This window comes from Pseudorhizobium tarimense (assembly GCF_022968135.1).
GTDB lineage: Bacteria > Pseudomonadota > Alphaproteobacteria > Rhizobiales > Rhizobiaceae > Neorhizobium > Neorhizobium tarimense.
In genome coordinates, this window is sequence record NZ_JALJRA010000001.1 from 89,818 (window position 1) to 110,611 (window position 20,794).

General features: G+C 63.6%; 23 protein-coding genes and 3 pseudogenes. 7 read left to right on the forward strand and 19 right to left on the reverse strand.

Annotated elements, in window-relative coordinates:
- Position 1 precedes the first annotated feature (1 nt).
- From MUU54_RS00460 to MUU54_RS00500, 9 genes and pseudogenes are all read right to left on the reverse strand, one after another.
- Positions 2–248: pseudogene (locus tag MUU54_RS00460) on the reverse strand (DUF6456 domain-containing protein); the annotation flags it as partial.
- A gap of 546 nt (positions 249–794) precedes the next feature.
- Entirely contained in the window at positions 795–1,223 is a 429-nt protein-coding gene (locus tag MUU54_RS00465; protein ID WP_247242061.1) for a Ros/MucR family transcriptional regulator, read from the reverse strand.
- 412 nt (positions 1,224–1,635) lie between these two features.
- Positions 1,636–1,977 (reverse strand): monovalent cation/H(+) antiporter subunit G, encoded by a 342-nt coding sequence (gene mnhG, locus MUU54_RS00470; protein ID WP_247242062.1) that lies wholly within the window; start codon positions 1,975–1,977, stop codon positions 1,636–1,638.
- Between the two features lie 386 nt (positions 1,978–2,363).
- A pseudogene (locus tag MUU54_RS00475) lies at positions 2,364–2,633 on the reverse strand (cation:proton antiporter); the annotation flags it as partial.
- Entirely contained in the window at positions 2,633–3,106 is a 474-nt protein-coding gene (locus MUU54_RS00480; protein ID WP_247242063.1) for a Na+/H+ antiporter subunit E, read from the reverse strand. The gene MUU54_RS00480 and the pseudogene MUU54_RS00475, both read right to left, overlap by 1 nt.
- The gene (locus tag MUU54_RS00485) at positions 3,103–4,671 is read right to left on the reverse strand and encodes a Na+/H+ antiporter subunit D (protein WP_247242064.1); all 1,569 of its coding nucleotides are present in this window, start codon (positions 4,669–4,671) and stop codon (positions 3,103–3,105) included. Before MUU54_RS00485 ends, MUU54_RS00480 begins: the two co-directional genes overlap by 4 nt.
- 17 nt (positions 4,672–4,688) lie before the next feature.
- Positions 4,689–5,066: a Na+/H+ antiporter subunit C gene (locus MUU54_RS00490; RefSeq protein ID WP_247242065.1), complete on the reverse strand. Its 378-nt coding sequence runs from the start codon at positions 5,064–5,066 to the stop codon at positions 4,689–4,691.
- Entirely contained in the window at positions 5,066–5,485 is a 420-nt protein-coding gene (locus MUU54_RS00495) for a Na+/H+ antiporter subunit B (protein ID WP_247242066.1), read from the reverse strand. The genes MUU54_RS00490 and MUU54_RS00495 overlap by 1 nt, the downstream gene beginning before the upstream one ends.
- A complete protein-coding gene (locus tag MUU54_RS00500; protein ID WP_247242067.1) occupies positions 5,482–7,848 on the reverse strand; it encodes a putative monovalent cation/H+ antiporter subunit A in 2,367 nt (788 codons plus the stop codon). Before MUU54_RS00500 ends, MUU54_RS00495 begins: the two co-directional genes overlap by 4 nt.
- Before the next feature lie 168 nt (positions 7,849–8,016).
- On the opposite strand from MUU54_RS00500, the gene msrB reads away from it, so the two are divergent.
- Entirely contained in the window at positions 8,017–8,427 is a 411-nt protein-coding gene (gene msrB / locus MUU54_RS00505) for a peptide-methionine (R)-S-oxide reductase MsrB (RefSeq protein ID WP_247242068.1), read from the forward strand.
- Positions 8,428–8,510: 83 nt separating this feature from the next.
- Here the strand turns inward: msrB and MUU54_RS00510 are convergent, their stop codons facing one another.
- Positions 8,511–9,449, reverse strand: coding sequence for an AraC family transcriptional regulator (locus MUU54_RS00510; RefSeq protein WP_247242069.1), 939 nt, complete (start codon positions 9,447–9,449; stop codon positions 8,511–8,513).
- A 75-nt stretch (positions 9,450–9,524) separates the two neighbouring features.
- Between MUU54_RS00510 and MUU54_RS00515 the strand changes: the two genes are divergently transcribed.
- Positions 9,525–10,262: an SDR family oxidoreductase gene (locus tag MUU54_RS00515; RefSeq protein WP_247242070.1), complete on the forward strand. Its 738-nt coding sequence runs from the start codon at positions 9,525–9,527 to the stop codon at positions 10,260–10,262.
- 51 nt (positions 10,263–10,313) lie between these two features.
- Here the strand turns inward: MUU54_RS00515 and MUU54_RS00520 are convergent, their stop codons facing one another.
- The 3 genes from MUU54_RS00520 to MUU54_RS00530 all read right to left on the reverse strand — a co-directional run bounded on the left by MUU54_RS00520 (position 10,314) and on the right by MUU54_RS00530 (position 11,978).
- On the reverse strand, positions 10,314–10,583 hold the full coding sequence (locus MUU54_RS00520) for a hypothetical protein (protein WP_247242071.1): 270 nt from the start codon (positions 10,581–10,583) through the stop codon (positions 10,314–10,316).
- A gap of 43 nt (positions 10,584–10,626) precedes the next feature.
- The gene (locus tag MUU54_RS00525; protein ID WP_247242072.1) at positions 10,627–10,971 is read right to left on the reverse strand and encodes an NAD-dependent epimerase/dehydratase family protein; all 345 of its coding nucleotides are present in this window, start codon (positions 10,969–10,971) and stop codon (positions 10,627–10,629) included.
- Between the two features lie 116 nt (positions 10,972–11,087).
- Entirely contained in the window at positions 11,088–11,978 is an 891-nt protein-coding gene (locus MUU54_RS00530; RefSeq protein WP_247242073.1) for a LysR family transcriptional regulator, read from the reverse strand.
- A 95-nt stretch (positions 11,979–12,073) separates the two neighbouring features.
- Here MUU54_RS00530 and MUU54_RS00535 point away from each other — a divergent pair, with 95 nt between their 5' ends.
- The gene (locus tag MUU54_RS00535) at positions 12,074–13,168 is read left to right on the forward strand and encodes an aldo/keto reductase (RefSeq protein ID WP_247242074.1); all 1,095 of its coding nucleotides are present in this window, start codon (positions 12,074–12,076) and stop codon (positions 13,166–13,168) included.
- Positions 13,169–13,258: 90 nt separating this feature from the next.
- Here the strand turns inward: MUU54_RS00535 and alaE are convergent, their stop codons facing one another.
- From alaE to MUU54_RS00550, 3 genes are all read right to left on the reverse strand, one after another.
- Positions 13,259–13,723: an L-alanine exporter AlaE gene (gene alaE, locus MUU54_RS00540; protein WP_247242075.1), complete on the reverse strand. Its 465-nt coding sequence runs from the start codon at positions 13,721–13,723 to the stop codon at positions 13,259–13,261.
- A gap of 63 nt (positions 13,724–13,786) precedes the next feature.
- The gene (locus tag MUU54_RS00545) at positions 13,787–14,137 is read right to left on the reverse strand and encodes a EutQ-related cupin domain-containing protein (protein ID WP_247242076.1); all 351 of its coding nucleotides are present in this window, start codon (positions 14,135–14,137) and stop codon (positions 13,787–13,789) included.
- Between the two features lie 71 nt (positions 14,138–14,208).
- Entirely contained in the window at positions 14,209–15,108 is a 900-nt protein-coding gene (locus tag MUU54_RS00550) for a LysR family transcriptional regulator (protein WP_281433159.1), read from the reverse strand.
- Positions 15,109–15,268: 160 nt separating this feature from the next.
- On the opposite strand from MUU54_RS00550, the gene MUU54_RS00555 reads away from it, so the two are divergent.
- Complete coding sequence (locus MUU54_RS00555) at positions 15,269–16,165, forward strand: DMT family transporter (protein WP_247242077.1); 897 nt, start codon at positions 15,269–15,271, stop codon at positions 16,163–16,165.
- Between the two features lie 7 nt (positions 16,166–16,172).
- On the opposite strand, the gene MUU54_RS00560 is transcribed toward MUU54_RS00555, so the two are convergent.
- Complete coding sequence (locus MUU54_RS00560; protein ID WP_247242078.1) at positions 16,173–16,748, reverse strand: TetR/AcrR family transcriptional regulator; 576 nt, start codon at positions 16,746–16,748, stop codon at positions 16,173–16,175.
- A 37-nt stretch (positions 16,749–16,785) separates the two neighbouring features.
- Positions 16,786–17,124 carry an SDR family NAD(P)-dependent oxidoreductase gene (locus MUU54_RS00565; RefSeq protein WP_376742029.1) on the reverse strand — a complete coding sequence of 113 codons (339 nt, stop codon included), beginning with the start codon at positions 17,122–17,124 and terminating at the stop codon, positions 16,786–16,788.
- A gap of 109 nt (positions 17,125–17,233) precedes the next feature.
- Here MUU54_RS00565 and MUU54_RS00570 point away from each other — a divergent pair.
- The 3 genes and pseudogenes from MUU54_RS00570 (at position 17,234) to MUU54_RS00580 (ending at position 19,696) form a co-directional block, all read left to right on the forward strand.
- A pseudogene (locus MUU54_RS00570) lies at positions 17,234–17,798 on the forward strand (LysR family transcriptional regulator).
- A gap of 82 nt (positions 17,799–17,880) precedes the next feature.
- Positions 17,881–18,678 (forward strand): DUF2243 domain-containing protein, encoded by a 798-nt coding sequence (locus MUU54_RS00575; RefSeq protein ID WP_247242079.1) that lies wholly within the window; start codon positions 17,881–17,883, stop codon positions 18,676–18,678.
- Between the two features lie 19 nt (positions 18,679–18,697).
- Complete coding sequence (locus MUU54_RS00580) at positions 18,698–19,696, forward strand: alpha/beta hydrolase (protein WP_247242080.1); 999 nt, start codon at positions 18,698–18,700, stop codon at positions 19,694–19,696.
- Between the two features lie 46 nt (positions 19,697–19,742).
- Here MUU54_RS00580 and MUU54_RS00585 read toward each other — a convergent pair whose 3' ends face one another.
- The gene (locus tag MUU54_RS00585; protein WP_247242081.1) at positions 19,743–20,708 is read right to left on the reverse strand and encodes a magnesium and cobalt transport protein CorA; all 966 of its coding nucleotides are present in this window, start codon (positions 20,706–20,708) and stop codon (positions 19,743–19,745) included.
- Positions 20,709–20,794 lie beyond the last annotated feature (86 nt).

Consider the following 20,794-nt stretch of genomic DNA (forward strand, 5'->3'; position numbering starts at 1 on the left):
ATCACCGCGGCATCGGCGGCCGGTAGCCCTCTCCACCCCAGCGATGGCTCCTGCGCTCGGCTCGCGGCGGTGGCCATAATGCCGGGCGAGTACCAGGAGTGCGGTGCGCAGCATTAGCTTTGCCGACCGGACTGGCCATTGCCGCTCCCGCTCCACCACTTCCAGCCCCTTGGAAAACAGCAGACATCGACTGCCAACCCGGGAAGCTCCGGCCCCATGGCGTCGACGGCGCGGGAGAAGCGTTCTCGCGGCGATCTTCCACCACATGGCCGGCATGGCCGACGGTGGTCCTGTCGCGACCGAAGGCGATGGCATCTCGTGCTGTGACATGCGCAGGGCGACATGGCAGACATACATCGCCATCAGGCGCACCTGGCAGGCCATGCGGCGACGGTCGCGTCGCGTCAGGATGCGCTCGCCGAACAGCATGATGAGCTCCGCCACCATCTGCCGCACTGCACGCAGATCGTCCGATCGGAGAGGCGGCGGGCAAGTGGTGGCTGCCAGAGGAGCTCCGACATCAACGGGTCAAGCTTTGAGCGGCGCGGCGGGGCTGGAACTTGGGCAGGCATGACAACTCCTTCCTTATAGGCTTTTTTTCCTTCTTTTTAGAGGAGGCAGGACGATGAGGAAAGCGGCCAAAATTCGTATGCCCATTGTTTTCGTTGCTGCATTTCGGACGTCTGCCCTTGCGAATAGGATTCCTGTCCTCATTGTTGGCGAATGGCCGCAACAAAAAAAGGGCCGGAAGCGACTGCTTCCGGCCCATTTTTTGTGGGTCCCGAGGGCTCGGATTACTTGCTGCGCTTGCGGCGCTGGCCGAGGCCCATTTCCTTGGCAAGGCGCGAGCGCGCCTCGGCATAGGCCGGAGCCACCATCGGGTAATCGGCCGGAAGGCCCCACTTCTCTCGGTATTCTTCCGGCGTCATGTTGTAATGGGTCATCAGGTGCCGCTTGAGCGACTTGAACTTCTGTCCGTCTTCCAGACAGATCAGGTAATCGTCCTCGATCGACTTCTTGATCGGAACCGGCGGCTTCGGCTTCTCCGCCACGGCGGCCGCGGGGGCAGGCGCCGAGGTATTGCTGAGGGCGGAATGCACGTCGGAGATCAGGGTCGCCAGATCACCGACCGGAACTACGTGATTGCTCACATAGGCCGAGACGATATCCGCGGTCAGTTCGACCAGCAGGTCGTTACCCTTCTCCGATGCCACTTCTGTCATTGTGTGTCTCCTGTCTTTTTATCTTTGTTGGCAGCGCCGATCATTCGGCGATGCACCAGAGCCTGTCCCGTTGGCCGATCACCTCTGCGCCCATCAAGTCAACAGTCGCCACCATCTAGGTAAAGCAGCCTGCAACCTTTCTCTGGACGTACGCATCACGAGACGAGGCGACACCCTCCTTACGAGCTCCGACAAAGGTCCAGTCGAAATCTACGGGAGGAAAGTAGCGCCGCAGTTCTTGACCGGCATCGTACTCAACTATTGTTGGATTAACACCATCGGCACCAGCAATTAAAGTGTCAAATGTAGCCAAAGACATCTTTTCAGGCTTTTTGGCATCCGGCTACCTCACTATTGCGAGTGTTTCTCACACCATGATCGCAATTGTTTGCACGAAGGAAGGTATTATAAACTATATTTCCGCCTGCGACCGCTTCATTTCGTCCTGAACGGAGATATCCGAGAGCGGGTAGCCTGATTCGTGCGAGGCCTTGGCGAGAAGATGAGCCGAGACTGGCGCTGTCAGCACGAAGAAGAAGAAGCCGGCCAGCGAACGTGCCAGGATCGCAAGGTCCGCCGCGTGGATGCCGACCGCGATCAGCATGAGTGCCGAGCCGACTGTTCCCGCCTTGGATGCTGCATGCATACGCGCATAGAGATCGGGAAAGCGGTTGAGGCCGACGGCGGCCGCAAAGGCGAAAATCGATCCCGACAAGACAAGCAGGGCCGTGACGAGCGCGAGCAGGATGTCCATTACGGCGACTCCTTCTTGGCGGCCGGCTTGCGCGGCACCATGGGCTTGGGGGGCTTGGATAGAGTCTTTGCTGCGGTCTTGGGCACCTGCTTGGCCGCGGCCGGCTCGGCGGGTGAAGCCGCTTTCTTGGCAGCCTTGGCCTTGGCGATCTTTACCTTGGCCGCACTTGCCTTGGTCGCTTCCGACTTGCTGATCGGCGCGCGCGGAGCGGCCTCCTTCGGCGCGGCGGCCAGATTGGCCTGCCCCGCCTCGGCGAGTGCCACGGCGCCGGCCGGCCCGGCGGCGACGGGAACGGCGGCCGGGGTTGCGGCCTTGCGGGGTTCCTTCGCTGCCGGCCGCTTGGGTTCGGGTTCGGGCGGCGACCCGTCCTCCCCTCCCCGGCGCTTGCGCGACAGGATGAAGCGGGCAAAGGCGACGGTGGCGAGGAAGCCTACCAGCCCCAGAGAGATGGCGATATCGATGTAGAGCGTGAAGCCGGTGCGGATCGCAATGAGCGCGATGAAGCCCATCACGATGCCGACCAGCATGTCGAGCGCAATGACCCGATCCGGCAGGGTGGGTCCCTTGATGACCCGCCATACGGTGAGAAGGAAGGTTATACTAACGACGACAAGGCCGACATTGACGGAGAACTGGGTGATGGATTGGGCCGTCATCAGCGGAAGGCCTCCATGATCTTGCGTTCAAAGCCCTCGGCAATGTCGCGGCGCGCCGCATCCGGATCGGAACAGTCGAGCGCGTGGACGTAGAGCGTCTTACAATCCTCCGAAACGTCGACCGACAGCGTGCCCGGCGTCAGCGTGATGAGGTTGGCAAGCAGCGTGATCTCGAAATCGCGGTCGACGGTCAGCGGAAAGGCGAAGATGCCCGGCTTGATCTTGAGGTTCGGGCTCAGTGCCATCACCGCAACGCGGAAGGCCGACATCGCCAGTTCCTTGAAGAACAGCCGGACAAGCGAAAGGATCCGGCCGACGCGCCGCCAATACCCTGGCGCACTGATTTCACCGCGGACGATCCATAGCGCGGCGGCCGAGACCAGGAAGCCGAAGACGAGGTTGAGCAGCGTGGCGCTGCCGGTGATCGCCACCCAGACGACGGCAAAGATGACGTTGAAGATATAGGTCGTCATTCGGCACCCCCTGCCGGGAAGACAGACTGGATGTAAGCTGCGGGATCGGCAAGGCTAGAGGCAGCCGCCTGCGCAAGGCGAACCGGCGCATCGGGAAAGAGTCCGAAGACGACGATGACGGCGACCAGACCGGCGATGGGTGTGGAGCGCTGCCAACTGTTGGGCGCAATCGGGGCGCCGACGGCAGCGCCGGCCAACTGCGGACGCCAGAAGGCGAGTAGGAAGACGCGGCCGAGCGCCAGCGTCAGGATCAGGGCGGACACGAGCAGCGCGGCAGAGAGCCACCAGGCTCCGACATCGAGCGCGGCCTTCAGGAGCATGATCTTTGGCCAAAGGCCCGAGAACGGCGGAAGGCCGGCGGTGGCGAAGAAGATGACGAAGGCGCCTGCGGCAATCCAGGGCGCCTCGCGATAGAGACCACCAAGTGTCTGCAGAGACCAGGAGCCGCCGATGCGGGCCGCCTCGCCGATCAAAAGATAGAGCGCCGTCATCACGACGATCGAATGCATGGCATAGAGGATCGCGCCACCGACGCCGGTTGCGCCGCCGATTGCAACGCCGGCGATGACATTGCCGATGCCGGCGATGACGGCAAAGCCCGCCATGCGGCGAAGATCGCTCTGCGCCAGGGCACCGAGCGCGCCGAGCAGCATGGTGAGTGCCGCGATCACGGCAAGCACGAGGCTCAGTTCTTCGCGCTCCAGCGGAAAAAGCATGACCATGACGCGCATCAGCGCATAGACGCCGACCTTGGTGAGGAGGCCGCCGAAGAGAGCGGCGACCACGATGCGTGGCGTGTGGTAGGAGGCGGGGAGCCAGAAGTTCACCGGAAAGGCTGCCGCCTTCATGGCGAAGGCGAGGATGAACAGCGCGCTCAGCGTTATCAGCGGCGCGCCCTCCCGCTGCTCGCCGGCAAGGCTTGCGACCTGCGCCATGTTGAGCGTGCCGAAGATCGCATAGAGATAGCCGACCGCAATCAGGAAGAGCGTCGTGCCGAGCAGGTTGAGCACGGCGTATTTCAGCGCTCCGTCGATCTGCTCACGCTCCGAGCCCAGGATCAGCAGACCGAAGGAGGAGATCAGCAGCACCTCGAACCAGACATAGAGGTTGAAGATGTCGCCGGTCAGGAAAGCGCCGGTGACGCCGGCCATCATCAGCAGCAGGAAGGGATAGAAGCCGTAGCGACGGCCCGTATCGTTGATGTCGCGCAGTCCGTAGATGCCGGCGGCGAGCGCGACGAGGCCCGAGGCAAAGGCAAGCAGCGCGCCGAGAAGGTCTGCGGTAAACGAGATGCCGAAGGGCGGCAGCCAGCGGCCGGCCGTCATCGTGAAAGGCCCGTGGACGGCAACCCTGTAGAGCAGCAGAGCGTCCAAGAGGACAAGCGCCACGAGGCCGGGAATGGCGATCCAGCCATGCAGCCAGAGCTTGTGGCGAACCATCATCAGCGCCGCGCCGAGGGCGATCATCAGGCCCATGGGAGCGATCACCAGCCAGTCTGCGAGCGCCGTCGGCGCCGTCACCATCGCGGCGGAGAGATCGATCGGGGCGGTTGTCGGTGCAGCCATCGCGTCCGTTTTTCCTGTCAGTAGCCGAGCGGCGGGAGCGGCTCATCCTTCGGCTCCGCGAGCCGCATCTCGTCGGTATTGTCCGTGCCAAGCTCCTGGTAGCCGCGATAGGTCAGCACCAGGAGGAAGGCGAAGAAGGAGAACGAGATGACGATGGCGGTGAGGATGAGCGCCTGCGGCAGCGGGTTTGCCGTCGTATCCGGCAGCACGTCCACGCCCACCGGGATGATCGGCGGAACTTCGCGCGTCAGGCGGCCGGCGGTAAAGAGCAGGAGGTTCACCGCATTGCCCAGTACCGCGATGCCGAGAAGGATGCGCACGCTGTATTTCGACAGCATGAGGTAGACGGCCGAGGCGAAGAAGACGCCGATCAAGATCGAGAACAGCGCTTCCATCAATCCGTCTCCCTTTCCTCGAGCGCCAGCGCAATGGAGGCGATGGAGCCGACGACGACGAAATAGACGCCGATATCGAAGGAGATGACGGTGGCAAGCGGCACCTCGACCCCAAAGAAGCTCGGGTAGATCCAGAGCCCGGTCATGAAGGGCACGCCGGCAAAGAGCGAGACGAAGCCCGACAGCGTCGAAAGAAGTAGGCCAAAGCCGGCGATCGACATCGGGTGGAAGCGGATGGCGCGGCGCACGGCCGAGACGCCATAGGCGATGCCGTAGATGGCAAGGGCGGAAGCGGCGATCAGCCCGCCGATGAAGCCGCCGCCCGGCTCGTTATGGCCGCGCAGGAGCACGAAGACGGAAAAGACCAGCATCAGCGCCGTGATCGGCGGGGCCACCGTGCGCAGGATCAGCGTGTTCATAGGCGGTCTCCCTCAACGGGTGCATCGGCACGCGGGCCTGGCAGCGGATTGCGCAACCGCACGCGGATCAGGGCAAGGACGGCAAGGCCGGTGATCATGACCACGCCGATTTCGCCGAGCGTATCCGTGCCGCGGAAATCGACGATGATGACGTTCACGACATTGGCGCCGTGCGCGATGACCTTGGAATAGGCGTTGAAGAACTCGGTCAGCTGCATGTTGAACGGCAGTTGCGTCGCCTTCATCAGCAGCAGCGTGAAGCCGAGGCCGCAGGCTACGGAAATGACCGCATCGAACCCGAACTGCCGCGGCGGGCGATGGTCGCGCGGCGACAGGCGCAGCCGGGTCATGACGAGCGCGAGGATGACCACCGACAGCGTTTCGACCATGAACTGCGTGAACGAAAGGTCGGCCGCGCCGAATAGCAGGAAGATCACCGCGACGGCAAAGCCCTGGATGCCGAGCGAGACGATCGCCGTCAGGCGGTCATTGGCTCGCAGGAGCGCGCCGAGCCCGATCAGCGCCAGCAGGAAGATTGCCCATTCGTGGAAGAGCACCTCGTCGGGCCAGGTGGGCATCGCCGGCCACTCACCGTAGACGAAGGGCGGCACGAGCAGCGTCAGCGCCAGCAGGATGAAGGTAACGGTGATGTAGATTTCCAGCCGGCCTGGCTGGACGATGCGCGTGGCGGCGACCGAGAAGCGCACGAGGCCGGAAACGACATGGTCGAAGCCGCGATCCGGCCCGCTGCCGATAGCCGCCAGTACACGGATCATCATGTCGCGCGCGCGCTCCAGCTGCAGATAGACGATCACGCCGAAGGCAACGGTGACGACCGACAGCAGCAGCGGCATGCCCAGATGGGGGATGGTGCTGATCTCGACCAGCGTCGGCTCGCCGGCAACCGCGCTTGCCATGGGGGTCGAGATGAAATGGTGGGTGACGGCGGACAGGATGCCGCCGAGGAGGCCGAGCCCCGCCAGCACCGCCGGCCCGAGCCACATCAGGACCGGCCCCTCGTGGGCATGCTTCGGTGTTTCCACATGGGGGCCGAGAAAGGGCTTCAGCGCCACCGCAAAGCCTGCGACGAACATCAGGCCGTTGCCGACTATCGCGACCAGCGTGAAGACTATGGAGCGCAGGTCACCATGGGCGAGCGCATAATAGATCTCTTCCTTGGCGAGGAAGCCGATGAAGAGGGGCAGGCCACCCATGGACAGAGCAGCGAGAAGGGCGGCGGCGAAGGTGATCGGCATGAGGCGGCGCAGGCCGCCAAGCTTCGTCAGGTCGCGTGTGCCGGCCTCGTGATCGACCAGGCCTGCCACCATGAAGAGCGCGCCCTTGAAGAGCGAGTGGGCGACGAGATAAAGCACCGCCGCCTCCACCGCATGCGGCGCGCCGAAGCCGGTCAGCATGACCAGCAAGCCGAGCGAGGCCATGGTGGTATAGGCGAGCATCAGCTTCAGGTCCGTCTGGCGGATGGCAAGCAGCGTGCCGGCGATCAGCGTGACGCCGCCGAAGAAGGGAAGGAGGATCTCCCAGGCGGCCGTGCCTCCCATGACCGGGCTCAGCCGCATGAGGAGATAGACGCCAGCCTTCACCATGGTGGCCGAATGGAGATAGGCGGAAACCGGCGTTGGCGCTTCCATGGCGTTGGGCAGCCAGAAGTGGAAGGGGAACTGGGCCGACTTGGTGAAGGCTCCGCCGAGGAGGAGCAGGAGTGCCGCCAGATAGAACGGGCTCTGGCGCAGCGTGTCGTCGACATGGACGAGGAGCGAGAGCTGCGTGACACCCGTCATGTTCCACAGGAAGATCAGGCCGGCCAGCAGCGAGAGGCCGCCGAGCCCCGTCACCACCAGCGCCTGCAGAGCCGAACGGCGCGCGGCTTCCCGCTCGTGATCGAAACCGATCAGCAGGAAGGAGGTGATCGAGGTCAACTCCCAGTAGACGAAGAGCATCAGGAAGCTGTCGGACACCACGAGACCGAGCATGGCGCCCATGAAGAGCAGGATGAAGCAGATGAAGCGGCCCTGCTGCGGATGGCCCTTCATGTAGCCGCCGGAATAGAGCACGATCAGCGTGCCGATGCCGGTGATCAAAAGCGCGAAGGTGAGCGACAGGCCGTCGAGGAACCAGGAGAAGGAAAGGTTGAGGCTCGGCACCCATGCATAGCCACCGGTCACCACCTCGCCGGCGGAGATCTGCGGCAGAAACGTCAGGAAATGCAGGAAGGACAAGAACGGCGCGGCGGCCAGCGCCCAGCTTCCGCCATGACCGAAACGGCGAACCGCCGCCGGGGCAAGCAGAGCCGCCAGGAACGGCAAGAACAGACACAACAACGTCAACGGCGCCTGATCGGCCATACCTTCTCCCGCTTGATTCTGTTCGGATCGCCCCCTCGGACGGATTGAATACAGGTGCATATGGGAAACAAAACGCCGCCTCAAGACCTTTGCCGCCAAACGTTGGCGTGATCGGTCTTTTCCAACAGGTCTCTGATGCTTATTTCTCGGGCAACGAAAGGACTTTCCATGTCAGACGCGACGAAACCACGCATCGAAAAGACGGACGCCGAGTGGCGCGAGCAGCTGACGCCGGAGCAGTACCGCATCCTGCGCGAACACGGCACAGAGCGCGCCTTTACCGGCCCCTACTGGAACAGCACGGAAAAGGGTCTCTACCGCTGCGCGGCCTGTGACGAGCCGCTGTTCATCTCCGACACCAAATTCGACGCCGGCTGCGGCTGGCCGAGCTATTTCGAGCCGGTGAAGCCGGATGCCGTGACCGAACATCGCGACACCGCCTACGGCATGGTGCGCACCGAGGTGCGCTGCGCCAATTGCGGCGGCCATCTCGGCCACGTCTTCCCCGACGGTCCGCCACCGACCGGGCTGCGGTATTGCATTAACGGACATTCGATGGTGTTCGAGCCATTGGACTAAGGGTGGCGCCGGCGGGCGATAGCGGCTGGCTTTTTCAGCCGACAGGAGGCCATCAAGCACTCCTGTCGGTCGGATGGGTCACTTCAATAGAAGGCCTGCCAATCCTCATCGGATCGTGGCGTCCGCCCCAGAGTTCGCTTGAAAGCGTGCGTGAATGCGCTTTGCGATTTGTAGCCGACCGCGGCGGCAACTGCCGCGACGGTCTGGCCCGCCCTCAGCTTTCGCTGCGCCAGAACCATGCGCCAGCGGGTGAGGTAGTCGAGAGGTGGGTGGCCGACGCGCTCGGTGAAGCGTTGCGTGAAAGCCGAGCGCGACATGCCGACCTCAGATGCCAGCATCGGCACCGTCCAGCGGCATGCAACATTCGCGTGAAGCAATTTGAGCGCCTTGCCGATCCGCGGGTCAGCCAATGCGGAGATCCACCCGACACTCGTCGTCAGACTGCTGGCCACGAAGGCGCGGACAGCCGCGATCACCAGGATTTCCGCAAGCCGCTCAGCGACGAGCGAACCTCCGAGTTCCGCATTGGCAACCTCCGTCCTCAGAGCGTTCAGCGTCCTTGCGACCGCCTCGGCGGTGGAGGATGTCCGGTCGACGCGCAGAAACGTCGGGAGCGCATCCAGAACGAATGCGGCGCTGCCATCCGCGAAGCCGCTGCCGCCGCCCATTAAAGCCGTCTCGTCTCCGCTGCCCAGGCGCACCATGTCGTGTCCTGGCGACGCGTAGAGCGGCATGCCGTCGAACGGTTCGACCGCGGGGTGACTGGCAACCGTGTAGCGCGTGTTGCTGATCAACACGACATCGCCTTCCACCAGTTCTTCCGGTCGATGCTCCGGAAGCAGAAGCCAGCACCGGCCGCGTGTGACGGCGATGAACTTCAATCGCATTCGCCCATCGAAGGAGAGCGCCCAGTCGCCCGCCGCTTCAAGCCCGGTTCCGCGAACGCTGCGCGCGCCGAGGGCCGCAACAACCTCGGAAAACGGATCGGCAATAGTTTTTTCGGCGGATTGCGATAAAGACATGGCCTTTCAAGCATAGATCATCCGATCCATGCCGCATAGATCTGGCTCGTCAAGACAGAAGACGGAGCCATACCTGTGACCATAAGGAACAAAATCGTCGCCATCACCGGAGCCGGACGCGGCATTGGACGGGCCACTGCTATCCACCTTGCGGCGCGCGGCGCGCGTCTTGTGCTTGGCGCGCGAAGCGAAGCGGAGATCGCCGCTGTGGCAGGAGAGATCGAAGCGGCGGGCGGCGAAGCCGTATATGATGCCATCGACGTTACCAGACGTGCGGATATGGAGAGGCTGGTCAACCTTGCCTGCGAGCGTTTCGGGCGGCTCGACGTCATCGTCAACAATGCCGGCATCGGGCCGCTCTCGCGCTTCGACGCCCTGAGGGTCGATGACTGGGACGCGATGATCGACGTGAACCTGAAAGGCGCGCTCTACGGCGTCGCTGCGGCCCTGCCCGTGTTCACCCGCCAGAACAGTGGGCATGTCATCAACGTGGTATCGACCGCTGGGCTCAAGATCGTGCCGACGATGGGCGTCTACGCTGCAACCAAGAATGCATTGCGGACAGCCACCGAAGCGCTTCGGCAGGAATCGCGCAAAAACTTGCGCGTGACGGAGATCTCGCCGGGTTTCATCGACACGAGCTTCGCGGATGCCACTATCGCCGATCCGCAGATCAGAGCGGCCATCCTGAAGCGCAAGGAAGAGCTTGCCATCTCACCGATTGCGATCGCACGGGCAATAGCCTTCGCAATCGAACAACCAAGCGACGTCGAGATCGGCAGCATCGTGGTGCGCCCGACGGCACAGGATTGAGGCGACGCGGCGTCACGGCCCGGCATTCGAGCATGAGACGCCGCCGAAAGTTCATGACGCGGCCACTCGGCTTTGCGGATTGTTGCCAAGTGCGATTTGAGCCGGAGAGGCTCCCCTCGCCTGCATCCGGCGCATGCCTTCAGCCGGTGAGATGACCCGGAGCGTAGCGAGTTGATTGCGCGCACGGCTGATGTCGATCGTAAAAGGTTGGCCGATTAGCCGCAGCATCTGCCGGGTGATTGGCGGCTCGCCTTCGCGGCGGAAGATCCGCCAGACCGCGCCCATCACATCGGCCATCGCCCAGGCGACACCGAACGGCACGGAGCGATCCTCCGGTTCACGCCGCGACTGCCAAGCAGGCGTGTCAGGAGGACTTCAGTGTCGTGTCTTCGCCGTCGCTCACAAAGAAGGCTTCTCCGCCTGTCCCTTGGTCGGCGGCCAGAATGAGCGCGTGGCAGAGGTTGTCGACATGGCAGGTGGAAAGCGCCTGTCCGCCGCCCGCCACCCATTGAAACTGCCCGGAGCGGACGGTCTCGACCATATGATCGAGAGCCGGCATGTCAGGACCACAGATGAATGGCGGCCGGATGGCTACCGTGGAAAGGCCTGTGCGGCGGTCATTGGCGGCCAGCAGCACCTTCTCCGCTTCGGCCTTGGATACAGCATAGGGGGCAAACGACATCTTGTGCAGGGGAATGTTTTCGGCCACGCCATGCATCGGTTCGGGGCGACCCTGACGACGGCGGCGGCGCTGATGATAAGATCCATTGTTCAGCTAACTCGCCTTGGAAAGAGCCACACGAAACAACTTGCTCTCAACCGCCGTCATGGCGGCCTGAGTGCCGCAATCAGCGCTTGAAGCGCCGGCGGCGATTGGCGGCGGCTGGAGTGATAGAGGCGGAAGCCCGGATACGCGGGGCACCAGTCCGCCAGCACCTGAACGAGGGCGCCTGAGGCGATGTCCTCGGCGACGTCATGCTCCATGATGTAGCCCAGGCCGGCGCCAGCGCGCACGGCGGCGAGCGGCAGGTCGCTGTCGTTGGCAACCAAGGGCCCGCTGGTGTAGATCTTGATCTCCTTGCCGGCCTTCTCGAACTCCCAGGGCAGAAGGCCGCCTGAGGTTGTCAGCCGGTAACCGATGCAGGCATGACGGTCGAGATCATAAGATGTCAGAGGCGGCGGGCACCGCTCGAAGTAGCCCGGCGTTGCGACGACGACCGTGCGCAGGTCCGGCCCGAGCTTGACGGCAACCATGTCCCTCGCCACGGCCTCGCCTAACCGGATGCCCGCGTCGAAGCCGCCAGAAACGATGTCGGTCAATCCATCGTCGATGTTCACTTCGACCCGGATGTCGGGGTGGGCGAGAAGGAACGCGGGAAGTTTCGGGAGTAGGACCATCCTGGCCGCATACGCGAAGGTGGTAATGCGCACCGTTCCCGTAACGTCGTTCCGCCATTCCGACAAGGCTTCCAGACCCTGTTCGATCTCCGAGAGCGCAGGGTTGAGAGACTGCAACAGCCGCTCCCCGGCTTCAGTGGGCGCAACGCTGCGCGTCGTGCGGGCTAGCAGCCGCACACCAAGCCGCTCCTCCAGGCCGCGCATCGCATGGCTCACGGCCGAGGGCGACATGCCGAGAATCGCGGCGGCACGGGTGAAGCTCCGCTGCCGGGCCACGATCGTAAACGCCAGGAGATCGTTGAGTTCGCCTCGCTCCATTACTGCATTCTGCTCACAAGTTCATGTAGCCGGCAACCGCTAATCGGCGGCGCGTGACGCGGCTACATTGCAGGACAGCAACCAAGGAGACCGACATGAACCTCACCAGCTACCGTACAATCGGTAAGTCCGGCCTCATCGTCAGCCCCCTGGCGCTCGGCACCATGACGTTCGGCGCAGGCCGTTGGGGAGCGAGCGAAGCGACGTCCCGCGCGCTCTACGACCATTATGTGGACGCCGGCGGCAACTTCATCGACACGGCCGACATCTATTCCGGCGGCGAAAGCGAAACCATGCTGGGGCGCTTCCTCACAGAAAGCAGCCGCCGAGACCGCCTGGTCGTCGCGACGAAGTCCGGTTTCTCACGCGCGCAAGGCACCCCGCTATGGGGCGGTAACGGCGCCAAGAACATCCGCCTTGCAATCGAGGCATCGTTGAAGCGTCTGCAGACGGATTATATCGACATGTACTGGGCTCATGTCTGGGACCGCACGACGCCTGCGGAGGAGGTGTTGCAGACGCTTGCCGATGCGGTTCGCGCGGGAAAGATCCTGCACTACGGCTTCTCCAACACGCCGGCCTGGTACGTCGCCAAGATCGCGACCCTGGCGCAGGCCCACGGACTGCCCCGGCCGGTCGGCCTGCAATACGCCTATTCGCTGCTCGATCGCGGCGTCGAGCTCGATCTTCTGCCGGCCGGTCAGGAACTGGGGATGGGGCTTGTCCCTTGGAGCCCGCTTGGCGGCGGCCTTCTTACCGGCAAATACGGCCGCGAGAAGATTGCCGAAGCCTCACGCGGCAGCGCAATGCCCGACAGTGGCGCGCAGGTCGGCGAGCAGGGCAGCGACGGTCGGTTGAACGGCGACAATCCGTTCGGCGGCATGCTGTTTACGGAGCGCAATTTCGATGTGGTCGATGTTCTCAAGGCTGTTGCCGCCGAGATCGGCCGCACACCGGCGGAAGTCGCCTTGAGATGGGTGGTGGAACGGCCGGGCGTCAGCTCCGTTCTGATCGGCGCCAGCCGCGACGAGCAACTGAGCCAGAACATCGCGTCGCTGGATGTGGAACTGACCGCGGAGCAAAAGCAACGCCTGGAAGAAGCAACGTCACTGCCGCTGCCGAACCCCTACTTCATTTTCCAGCTGCCGATCGAAATGCTGTTTGGTGGACAGAGGGTGGAGCGGTGGTGAGGGGGCTCCGGTACCGGGCGTCTCATCTCCGTCATAAGCAGCGTAGCCGCGCAGTTTCGCGGCTGCTCCGCTTATGACACCGCCCTACCCTCAGCTGTTCAGCGACATCGGCTTCTCCCCGCCCGGCGGCAGGCCAAAGGCTCTTCGCACCCGGTTGAGAAATGCGCCGTAGGGGCGGCCGAGGAGGAGCATCATGGCGGCGGCACCGAGCGTGCCGCGGACGAGGCCGGCGCCGGAAGCGCCGCTGACGGCGATGATGGCGACATAGATCGGCACCTGGAAGCTGATCAGCGCCACGCTGTCCCAGAAGAGCTGCGAGGCGCGCGTGTCTCCAGCACGGCGCATGATCCAGTCGCGCCAGAGCCCGTACGGTCGGCCGACGGGCACCATCAGCGCCGCACCGAGAAGGCGGGCTTGGAAGACCTCTTGCCAGGTCATGCCTGCGATGAAGCGCTCGTTGAGGATGCCGGTTGCGGTGAAGAAGACGATCAGCGCCAGCGTATCGGCAAAGAAGCTCCGCCAGCGAAGGTCCGGATCTGCCGTGGCGTCAGACATGGGCGGTCTTTGCCGGGCTGAGACTGCGAAGGAGGCGCCCGAGAGCGACGAAGGATGAAGCGGTCAATCCCTCGCCTCCTGCCAATGCGGATAGGTGACGTAGGCGGTAACCGCGCCTTCCTCGTGGGAACGGATGGTGACGGTCTCGCCCTTCGGCATGTAGATCACCTCGCCCGGCCCCGCCGTGACGTTGACGGTTTCGGTTGAGACCGTCAGGCGTCCCTCCAGCACCACCATCGTGTCGTGGACCAGCATGGTTTCCTCCAGGCTCTGAAAGGGGCCATAGCGGCCGAAGCCGATCGTGACCGGTCCGCCGTGGCGCTGGTCGATCACGTTGCCGGCGAAGATGTCGCCTTCCTGCCCAGGGGACCGTTCGAATTCGGCGTCAGAGACTGCAAACTTGCTCACCTGCATCGGCTCTCTCCATCTTCGAGACGCGCTCCCCTGATCAACGCACGAAACGAGGCTCGGGTTCAGCGGCCCTATCAACTTGCCAGCACGAGGCCGCCATGGCGGCTGATGCCGGTCTTGATCTCGGCCACCAACGTATCGAGCGCCGGATTGCGAACCTTGCGGCCGCGGCGCAGCACATAGGCCAGTTCTGGCGGCTGCGGCAGGCCGTGATCAAGGATCTCCATCTCCGGCCGCAGGTGGCGTTCGTTCAAGAGCGCGACGCCAAGGCCCGCCATCACGGCGGAGACGATGCCGGCCGAACTTGCGCATTCGAACACCGTTTCCAGCATCACGTCCCCGTCCTGGCCGATATCGAAGGCCCAGCGGCGATAGAAGCAGTCGTCGTCGAAGGAGAGGAAGGGGATGCCCTTTTCCGGCTGCAGCTCCAGTTCCGGATGCTTCACCCAATGCAGCTGTTCGCGAAACAGGACGACATCCGTTGGGCGAACCTCATGGGCGAAGACCTGCACGATGGCGGCATCGATCTCGCTCTCATCCAGCATGGCGCGCAGCACCAGGCTCATGCGCACCCGCGTGCGCACCGTGACCTGCGGATGCAGCCGACGGAAGCGGCCGAGGATGCGGGCAAGGTCGCTGCAGGTGGTGTCCTCCGTCAACCCCAGCGTGAGGCGCCCGGCAAGCGTCGTCTTCGACAGGCTGAGCAGCGCCTCGTCATGCAGGCTGAGGATGCGCACCGCATAATCGAGCAGGTCCTCCCCCGTCGTCGTGAAGGTGGGCGCGCCGGGCTTTCGGACCATCAGCTGGCAGCCGAGGCTTGTCTCGAGCCGCCGGATCTTGTGGCTGACGGCCGACTGCGATAGGCCGAGGGCCTCGGCCGCACGTGTGACGCCGCCGTGGTGGCGGACAGCCGACAGCACCCGCAGCGCATCGATCTCCAGCCGCCGGTTGTTCAGGTCGCTCACTGCGTTCATCGGCGATCTCCCTTTAGCGGAAGCATGACGGGGAAACGCTGCGGCGGCAAGCCGAAATGACAGATCTGACGGCCCTGTCATGATTTTATCAAAATTTGTCATGTGATAGCCGGCAGGTGTTGGGATAGAGCATGGCGTCCTTCCTGTCGCACGAGGCCCCATGAACGAACAGGCCCTTTTATCGACGCCGCCACGGTACAGCCGGCTGCTCTGGCCGCTGATGGCGGCGCTCCTGATCATCGGCTGGAGTTCCGGCTTCGTCGGCATCCGCTATGCGAGCGAAGAGGCAAGTGTCGCGCTGCTTCTGTTCTGGCGCACGCTGCTTTCCGGGCTGATCCTGCTGCCGTTTGCGCTGGCCTTCGGCCCGAGACTGCGCTGGCGCGGCATCCTTGAACAGATACTCTTCGGCGTGATGTCGGTCTTTCTTTATCTTGGGGGGTTTGCGCTGGCGATCGAGCAGCGGGTGCCGACAGGGCTGGTGGCGCTCATCTCCGACCTCGTGCCGCTGGCCATTGCCGCGCTGTCGCAGCCGGTGCTCGGAGAACCCTTGAGTCGCCGGCAATGGCTCGGCACAGCGATCGCGGTCTCGGGCGTACTGATCGTTTCCTTCGACAGCCTGAGCTTCGGAAAAGCGCCACTCTGGGCCTATGGGGTGACCGTTGGCTCGATGCTCGTCTTCGCGCTGGCTTCCGTCCTTTACCGGCGCAGACGGACCGAACCGATGCCCGTCCATCAGAGCCTCTGCATCCATACCCTGACCGGCGCGTTACTCTTCGGGTTCTGCGCGATGCTGCAGGGCGGCCTCGCGCCGCCGATGACGCAGGACTTCGCCATTGGGATCGCCTGGCTTGTGCTGATCGCCACCTTCATGGCCTATGGCATCTATTATACGAGTCTCAGGATGTTTCCCGTCGCCAAGGTGAGTGCCGCCATCTACCTCAGCCCGCCGGTGACCATGCTCTGGGCCTGGGCGCTGTTTTCCGAGCCGCTGACGATGGCGATGTTCGTCGGGCTCGCGGTGACGCTGGCGGGGGTATGGATGACGTCGCGGGACTGAGGACGGCTCACTCGCCGTCCGCGCGATGCAGGCCGCTCACGAGCTGGCGCAACGCTCCGACCGCCTTGTCATGCGTGGCACGGGGGTCCCCGGAGGCGGCGATCCAGAGGGCTGCATTTAGGGCAGCACCATTGACTAGCCGGGCGGCGGCTTCGGCGTCGACCGGCTTTGCCGTACCGTCGATGATCAGCGCTTCGATCGTTTGCGCCGTCGTCTGAAGGCAGGCATTCTGGTTTGGCCATCGCGACGGATCGCCGAGCACCGCCGGACCATCGAACAGCATGATGCGCTGGATCTCCGGCTCCAGTGCCATCTCGATGTAGGCGATGCCTTCGGCAAGGAAGCCGAGCCAGAGCGTGTTGGCCTCGTCGCGGGCCGCACGCATCCGCACGAGCATCTCCCCATCGATCTGGTCGATCACCGCCTGCAGCAGGCCCTTCTTGTCGCCGAAGTTATGGTAGAGCGCACCGCGCGTAAGGCCGGCTTCGGCGGTCAGGTCATCCATGGAGGCAGCCGTATAACCTTTTTCGGCGAACGCCTTACGGGCGGCCCGGATCAGCTTGCTTCTGGTTTCTTCCACCATGTCGGCACGTCGTCTTACGGCCCCACCCGGCCTCCTCTCACTGACATACGCATCGTATGCTTATTGACATACGACGCGTATGCACTTCGATCTGACGGCGGATCTGCTGCCGCACCGAATAGGCCGTAGCCGGCATTGCTGGCGACGACGCGGCCGACTCAGCAAATGCATGTTCGACGGTATCGGGAATTGCGGTCGTGTCGGTCAGGTCGAGGGTTGCAACCCACAGGCGCTCGTCATGAATGCCCTTCAGATCATCGAGCGCGCCCTGGCGGCGGAGCGTCGCGCCTACGCGGTCGCCGCGTGCCAGAAGCTTCTCCGACAGGATCCTGCCAAAGCCGGAGGAGGTGCCGGTGATAAAGCATGTCTGTGTCATTGCTTTTCTCCTTCGCTGGGCCCTGTCGCCCTTGGTTCGAGGAGGAGTGTACAGCGGGTCGTTTCTCCTAATATCCATCCAGTCCTGCATCGACTGATGGTATATATTCATAAATAAGAAGGCGTCCCTCAGCGACCTCACGGCATTCACTGCCGTGGTGGCGCACCGCAGTTTCCGCAAGGCGGCCGATGACTTGGGGCTTGCTCCATTGCACTCAGCCACACGCTGCGCAGCCTCGAGGAACGCATGGCTGTGAGGCTCCTCAACCGGACGACGCGGAGTGTCGCACCGACCGAGGGGGCAACGGCTTTTCGATCGGCTGAGCCCGATGCTGCAGGATCTCGACGCAGCAACTTTCGGAGGTGGATGATTTTCGAAGCGCGCCGCTTTATCGGTGGGAGTTCGAGCGTCGCGGCGAAGAGAGTGTGGTCGATGTCCCGGGACCGCTGAGGCTCGACAGCGTCGAGATGATGGTCGTGGCCGCCGAAAAAGGCCTCGGCCTTGCCTATATTCCTCTGATCGCAGCACAGGACGGCCTTTCAGCCGGACGCCTGAAGATGGCGCTGGAGGATTGGTGTCCGCCGATCGACGGACTCTGCCTCTAATATCCCGGCCATCGGCATGTTCCGCTCGCCCTTCGGGCCTTCATCGAGGTGCTGAAGGAGGTTGGGTGAGACCAAGGCGGGTGGCCGGCGCGCGGAACTTCCACATCCCAATCCTGTTAGTGCGAAAGCTAGGAAGTGAAGGAGGATTGAGGTGTCAGCGACCTCTCAGACCGCATCCGGTGAGGCTGCCGCCTCGCCGCCGCTCCGCTGGGCAGGCTATTCGCTGGGTTTCGCGCTCGGCGGCTTCTTCGACGGCATCCTTCTGCACCAGGTGCTGCAATGGCACCATCTTTTGAGCGGCATCGAGGGCGCGCGCACCGATATCCGCTTCCTGATCCTGACCGACGGGCTCTTCCACGTGCTGATGTATATGGTCGCGGCGCTTGGGCTGTGGCTCCTCTGGCGAGGCCGGCGGCAGTTACCGATGACCGGCGCGGATCGCCTACTCGTTGGCAATGCGCTAATCGGCTTCGGCGCCTGGCACATCATTGACAGCTTTCTGTCGCACTGGATCCTCGGCATCCACCGGATCCGTATGGATGCTGAGAACCCGCTGTTCTGGGATCTGCTCTGGTTCGTCGTCTTCGGCCTTCTCCCGGCGGCGCTCGGCCTGGTACTACGCAGGCGTGGACCGGGCGGAGGCGGCGCAATGCTTCGCTCGCATGCCGGCCTGGTGGCCGCCATCCTGATCGCCGGTCCGTTCGCCGCTCTGCCCGCCCCTGATGACGTAACGGCCATGGTGGTGTTTCGGCCCGGCACCTCGCCCGCGCAGGCCATGGCCGGCATTGCGGCTGCGAATGCAAGGCTGCTGTGGTCGGATGCCGGCGACACCGTCTGGGCCGTGGATATCTCCGGCGGCGGCAATGCCGACGTCTTCTACCGGTACGGCGCCCTGCTCGTCGGCAATTCGATCCTGCCGGCCGGCTGTCTCAACTGGACGCGGGTGTGAGGAGGCTCGTCACTTCCCCATGAGTCTTGAGTTCGTAGGTTGGGAGATCCGGCAGGCCGAACGGTTCAACCGCCTGCTGCGGTTTCTGCCGCGCTATCGCACCGACCGCCGCTGGAATGCCCGGCTGATCCAGACGCTGCTGCGCGCCTGGGACGCAGTGCCGCGACCGTTCCCCCCCGATGACGAGCTGACGGTTGAGGATCGGCTGATCAAGGGCGGCGATCGGCCTCTCAAGCTGCGGCTGATCCGCCCGAAGGGGGCACCGCGCGGTGTCTACCTCACCTTCCATGGGGGCGCCTGGGTGATGGGGACGCCGCGCTTCGACGACCGACTCAATCGCGCGATCGCCGGCAACTGCCGGGTGGCGGTTGCCAGCGTCGACCATCACCTCGCCATCGACGACCGGCTGGACCTTGCCATCGCCGATGCGCACCGGGCGGCCGAATGGGCGGTCACCGCCGGTGCGGAATTCGGGAGCCGGAACATCATCGTCGGCGGCCAGTCTTCCGGCGCGCATCTCGCCGCCTGCGCCCTTCTCCACCTGCGCGACCTGCAGACGGATGCAAGGCTTTCCGGTGCGGCGCTCTTTTACGGCGCCTACGACATGGCCGGATCGCCGGGCCTGCGGAACTCCTCGAACAGGACGCTGCTGATCGATGGCCAGGCTGCGTTTCGCAATCTGCAGCGCCTGACATCTGGCCTGACGGACGAGGAGCGCCGCAACCCTCGGCTTTCGCCGCTCTACGCGGATTTCTCCGGCCTGCCGCCCGCCCTCTTCATTGCCGGCGAGCTCGATCCCGTCTTCGACGACAGCATCCGGATGGCAGATCGGTGGAACAAGGCCAACAGCAACGCGGAGCTTGTGGCGGTTCCTCAGGGCGTACACGGCTTCGACCGCTTTCCGCTGGCAATCGCGCGCAAGACCCACCGCCATCTGCACCGGACGATCAACGAATGGCTGCGGACCGACGAGCATGAGGCAAGGCGACACGAAAGGCAGCCGTGCTCGCAAGTCTAGCGCAGCGGACGCAGCCGCGACCGCTCCGGTGACTGCGCCAGATCTATCATAGCCAGCCGGTTTTTTTGAACCTGTAGTAAAGGAGCGCGCACAGGCCGAAGATCACAAGCAGCACCACATAATAGCCGTAGCGAGTGGTCAGTTCGGGCATGTTCTCGAAGTTCATTCCATATATGCCAGCGATCGCGGTTGGCACAGCGAGAATGGCCGCCCAGGAGGCAAGCTGGCGGGTGATAGCTCCCTGCCGCTGCTGCTCCAGGAGATTGGATGCTTCAAATACCAAGGTGATCACTTCGCGCAAGCCGCCCACCATGCCCTCGACCCGCCTGACATGGTCGTTGACGTCGCGAAAGAACGGCTTGGCGTTCTGGTCGATGCAGGGCAGATCGAGATGGACCAGCTTGCCTGTGACGTCCGACATCGGGCCGAGAATGCGACCAAAGAGGATCAGCTGGCGCCGCAGGCGAAACAAGCGGCGGATCTGCTCACGCTCGAGAAAGGAGGCGAGCATGTGCTTTTCCATCTTCAGTACCTTGTCCTCGATCTCCTGGACAACCGGAAGATATCCGTCGACGATAAAATCAAGAATGGCATGCAGAACGTAATCGGGACCTTGCGAGAGATACTGGGGCGATGCTTCCAGCTGCGATCGCAAATCCGCATGGCCCCGTGCCGAGCCGTGGCGAACCGAAATGATGTGCTGCCTGCCAACAAAGATCGCGGTCTCGCCATAGCGGATCTTGTCGCCTTCCAAATGTGCGGTCTTAGCGACAACAAACAGCTGCTCTCCGTAGATCTCCACCTTCGGCACCTGATGGGCCGACAAGGCATCTTCCACGGCAAGTTGGTGAAGCCCAAAGGTTTTCGCCAGCCCCTCGATCTCGCTTGCGACTGGGTCGTGTAGGCCGATCCAGAGGAAGTCCTCGGGCCCAAGCGCAGGAGGCGCTCCGTCCAGCGGAACCAGTTCGCTCCGTTTGCCGCCACGGTAGACGTGTGAGGCGATAAGAGTCATGGGAAAACCTTTAACGAAGATCTGCGGAAGCGGGCAAGACGTGAGAGGCAGCGGCTGCTCAATACACTACTCGCTGCCCGCAGCGC